Genomic DNA, 4,162 nt, shown 5'->3' with positions numbered 1-4,162 from the left:
GGGCGCGGGCGGCGCGCTGTTCCTGCTCTCCGACACCCTGATCGCGACCGGTGTCGCCGACTGGCCCCAGCCGCCCGTCCCCGACTTCTGGATCATGCTCACGTACCTGGCGGCGCAGTACCTGCTCACCGCCGGAGCCCTGCGCGCGGGTTACCGTGAGGGCCGCACCACGGACTGACAGCGAGGACCACCCCCCATGCGCGCCACCACCATCCACGCCCCGTTCGACCTGCGGGTGGAGGAGGTGCCCGACCCGGTCGTCCAGGACCCCACCGACGCCGTCGTGCGCGTCCTGCGCGCCTGTGTCTGCGGCAGCGACCTCTGGGCCTACCGCGGCGAGTCCGCCCGGCGGCCGGGGCAGCGCATCGGCCACGAGTTCCTCGGGATCGTCGAGGCGGCCGGCGCCGACGTGACCGCCTTCCGCGCCGGCGACCTCGTCGTCGCCCCCTTCGTCTGGTCGGACGGCACCTGCGACTACTGCGCCGACGGCCTCCAGACCTCCTGCCCGCGCGGCGGGTTCTGGGGCACGCCCGGCTCCGACGGCGGCCAGGGCGAGGCGGTCCGCGTCCCCTTCGCCGACGGCACCCTCGTCCGGCTGCCCGCCGACGCCGCCTCCGACGACCACCTGCTGACCGCGCTGCTCGCCCTCTCCGACGTCCTCGGCACCGGCCACCACGCGGCCCTGGGCGCCGGCGTCCGCGAGGGCTCCACGGTCGCCGTCGTCGGCGACGGGGCCGTCGGTCTGTGCGGCGTCCTCGCCGCCCGCCGGCTCGGCGCCGAGCGGATCATCGCCCTCGGCCGGCACACCGCCCGCACCGACATCGCCCGCGCCTTCGGCGCCACCGACGTCGTGGCCGAGCGCGGCGAGGCCGCCGAGGCCGCCGTCCGCGAACTCACCGGCGGCCAGGGCGCCCACGCCGTCATCGAGGCCGTCGGCACCGAGCAGTCCATGCGCACCGCCGTCGGGATCGTCCGCGACGGCGGCTCCATCGGCTACGTCGGCGTCCCGCACGGCAGCGGCACCGGTCTCGACCTCTCCGTCATGTTCGACCGGAACATCGCCCTGCGCGGCGGCGTCGCCCCGGTCCGCGCCTACATCCCCGAACTGCTCCCGGACGTCCTGGACGGCACCGTCGACCCGTCGCCGGTCTTCGACCTCACCGTCGGCCTCGACGGCGTCCCGGACGGCTACCGCGCCATGGACGAGCGCACCGCCCTCAAGGTCCTCGTGAAGCCCTGAACCGCCCGGAGCCCCGGACCGCCCTCACGCCCACGCGTTGAAGAGGACGCCCCCCAGCGTGCCGATGCCGTAGGCCCGGACCTGGCGCCACTCGGCCCGGGACAGCACCGAGGTGTCCACGGCGGCGAGCGGCAGCCCGAGCCGCCCGCCGTCCAGCACCACGAAACCCGCGTCGGTGAAGACGGAGGCCCACGGCGGCGGCGCGGCGAACTCCTCGTCGTACCAGTTCCGGCGCTCCCGGGCGAAGGCGAACCAGGGATGGTGGGCGTGGCACAGCACGACGGTCTCGCCCGTCCGGTGGACGACCGACGCGGTGTGGAAGGTCCGCGGACACTCCCACGGCTCGATCTCGCCCACCCGGCCCCCGGCGGCCCGCGCCGCGGCGTGCAGGGCGCCGCGGAACGCCCGCGGGTCGGTCTCCGGCAGCGCACCGTCCCCCGGCGCGTGGAATCCTGTCGCGCCCCGCGGCAGCGTGCAGCGCGGCTTCCCCTCGTGGCCCATGCCGCTCGTCCCGCCCCGGACGGCCTCAGCCGCCGGCACCGGGCGCCGGACCGTCACCGGAGGGCACCGGCTCGCTCCACACCGGCGCGTCCGCGCCCGCCACGCCCGGCGGCCGCGCCCAGTGGGCGGGCCCGCCCTCGTACGTCACGGGCGACCGCGCGTACCGCAGCCGGCCGAGCGGGCCCCGCGACTCCGTGAGGTACGGCTCCGGGTCGACGGGGCCGGCCGCCGGGCCGGGGAGGGCGGGGGAGCGGGGCAGGCCGTGCGTCAGCCAGTGGCCGGTCCGCGCGAGCGGCACGCGGACGAGCCGGGTGCCGCCGTCCCGGTCCTGCTCGGTGAGGGTACGGAGCACGGCCGCCGCGAGCAGATAGCCGGTGCCGTGGTCAAGGGCCTGCGCCGGCAGCACCCCCGGCTCCTCGGCCGAGCCCTCCACGACGGCGATGCCGGTGGCGACCTGGACCAGGCTGTCGAAACCGCGCCGCTCCGCCCAGGGCCCGCGGTCGCCCCAGGCGGAGAGCCGGGCCGTCACCAGGCCCGGCCGGTGGAGTCCGAAGCGGTCGAGGGCGCCCGGCCGGTAGCCGGTCACCAGCACGTCGGCCGCGTCCAGGAGCTCGTCGAAGGTCCGCCGGTCCGCGCGGCGGTCCAGGTCCAGCGCGGCCGTCCGCTTCCCCACGTCCGTGTCCGCGTGCTGGTCGGGCAGTTCCGGATTGCCCGGCGGGTCGATCCGCAGCACGTCCGCGCCGAGCAGCGCGAGCGTCCGGGTCGCCACCGGGCCCGCGATGACCCGCGTCAGGTCCAGGACCCGAAGCCGCCCCGTACGGCGCCGGGGCGCGGCCCCGTCGAGCCGCTCCCGGGAGACCAGGGGGCGGGCCGCCACCTCCCGGCCCTGCGGGTGCGCGGCCCACTCGGCGGGCGTGCGCAGGGCGACGGCGAGGCCCCCGGCCGCGTACACCGCCGTCTCGACGTCCACGGCGGTCCGCCCGCCGATCGCCGCCGCCACCGCCTCGGCGGCCCCTGGCCCCTCCGGCACGCCGAGTGCCTCCCGCAGCGCCGCCTCGTGGTGCGGGTAGTTGGCGTGGGTACGGACCCAGCCGTCGGCCGCCCGCCAGAACCGGGAGAGCGGCGCGAAGTTGACCGGGGCCCGCCCGTTCACCCGCAGGTGGCGCTCGCTCACGAAGGCGGTGGCCACGGCCCCGTCGTCCACCCGCACCGGCCCCGGCAGGCCCGCGCGTTCCAGGGCCGCCAGCCCGGCGACCGCGACGGTCGCCCGGGCCAGGTCCATCACCGGCAGGCGGGCCGGGAGCAGGCCGGGGACGTGGTCGTACGTGACCCGGTCCAGGAGCGTGGGATCGCCGCCGAGAGCCGCCCAGAGCGCCTCCGTGCCCGAACGGACCGCGGGGGGTGTGTCGTTGTCCATGACCGCACTATGGCACCGAGTGCCATGCGGAGGGGCCCCGGTGTGGCGTACCGCACCGGGGCCCCTCCGCGCGCGTCAGCGGCGGACCGCGTCCAGCGCGTCGACCATGCCGGCCCCGTAGAAGCCGTTCTTGTCCTTGCCGCCCTCGCAGACGGCGTCGACGGTGCCGTTGCCGTCGATGTCGTACGGGTTGGTGCAGGCGCGGTCGTCGGCCTGCGCGTACAGCAGCGCCTTCAGCGCGGCCGGGCTCGCCTTCGGGTGCGTCGACTTCAGCAGCGCGAGCACGCCGGCGGCGTGCGGCGCGGCCATCGACGTACCGGCCTTGTAGACGTAGCCGCCCTCGACGGTGGTCGAGAGGATGCGGCCGTTGACCGCCGGGGCGTCCGGCGTCTGGTACTCGGTGCGGTCACCGCCCGGGGCTGCGATGTCGACGACGCCCTGGCCGTAGTTCGAGTAGGAGGCCTTCAGGTCCTTGGCACCGGTCGCGGAGACCGTCACCACGCCCGGCAGCATGGCCGGGTAGTCGAGGCAGACCTTCGGGTCGATGAGCCGGTCGACCTCGGTGCTGTCGTTCGGGCTGCTCTTGTCGAGGATCGAGTCGGCCGCCAGGTCGAACTTGGAGTTGCCGGCCGCCGCGACGTTGACCGTGCCCTTGCGCTCCGCGTAGCGGGACGCGCGGGTGACCGCCTCGATGAGGGCCTTCTGGTCCTCGTCGGTCTTGCAGGCGAACATCCAGGGGTCGGTGTAGTAGCTGTTGTTGGTGATCTCCACACCGTGCTCGGCCGCCCACACGAAGCCGCAGACCACGGCCTCCGTGTAGAAGAAGCCGGCCGGGGTGGACACCTTGATGCCGGAGACCTTGACGCCCGGGGCGACACCCGTGATGCCGACGCCGTTCTTGGCGGCGGCGATCGTGCCGGCGACGTGCGTGCCGTGGTCGCTCTCGCCCGCGCCCGGGCGCCACGAGCCGGGGGTGGTGTCCGGCTTGCCCGACACGCAGTTGG

General features: G+C 76.1%; 5 protein-coding genes. 2 read left to right on the top strand and 3 right to left on the bottom strand.

What is annotated here, in order from left to right; genetic code table 11:
* Both RIF68_RS29345 and RIF68_RS29340 read left to right on the top strand, forming a co-directional pair.
* Positions 1-178, top strand: a 178-nt coding sequence (locus tag RIF68_RS29345) for a lysoplasmalogenase family protein (protein ID WP_309054308.1), incomplete at its 5' end; no start/stop codon positions are given.
* 18 nt (positions 179-196) lie between these two features.
* On the top strand, positions 197-1,240 hold the full coding sequence (locus tag RIF68_RS29340; RefSeq protein ID WP_309054307.1) for a zinc-dependent alcohol dehydrogenase family protein: 1,044 nt from the start codon (positions 197-199) through the stop codon (positions 1,238-1,240).
* 24 nt (positions 1,241-1,264) lie between these two features.
* Here the strand turns inward: RIF68_RS29340 and RIF68_RS29335 are convergent, their stop codons facing one another.
* The 3 genes from RIF68_RS29335 to RIF68_RS29325 all read right to left on the bottom strand — a co-directional run.
* On the bottom strand, positions 1,265-1,741 hold the full coding sequence (locus RIF68_RS29335; protein ID WP_309054306.1) for a hypothetical protein: 477 nt from the start codon (positions 1,739-1,741) through the stop codon (positions 1,265-1,267).
* A gap of 25 nt (positions 1,742-1,766) precedes the next feature.
* A complete protein-coding gene (locus tag RIF68_RS29330; protein ID WP_309054305.1) occupies positions 1,767-3,158 on the bottom strand; it encodes a CoA transferase in 1,392 nt (463 codons plus the stop codon).
* Between the two features lie 75 nt (positions 3,159-3,233).
* Positions 3,234-4,162: S8 family serine peptidase (locus RIF68_RS29325; RefSeq protein WP_309054304.1), on the bottom strand; the 929-nt coding region annotated here is incomplete at its 5' end.

The sequence above is a fragment of the Streptomyces sp. genome (genome assembly GCF_031178505.1).
GTDB lineage: Bacteria > Actinomycetota > Actinomycetes > Streptomycetales > Streptomycetaceae > Streptomyces > Streptomyces gulbargensis.
Note: the sequence above shows the minus strand (reverse complement) of the source record. Positions and strands in the feature narration are given on the sequence as shown.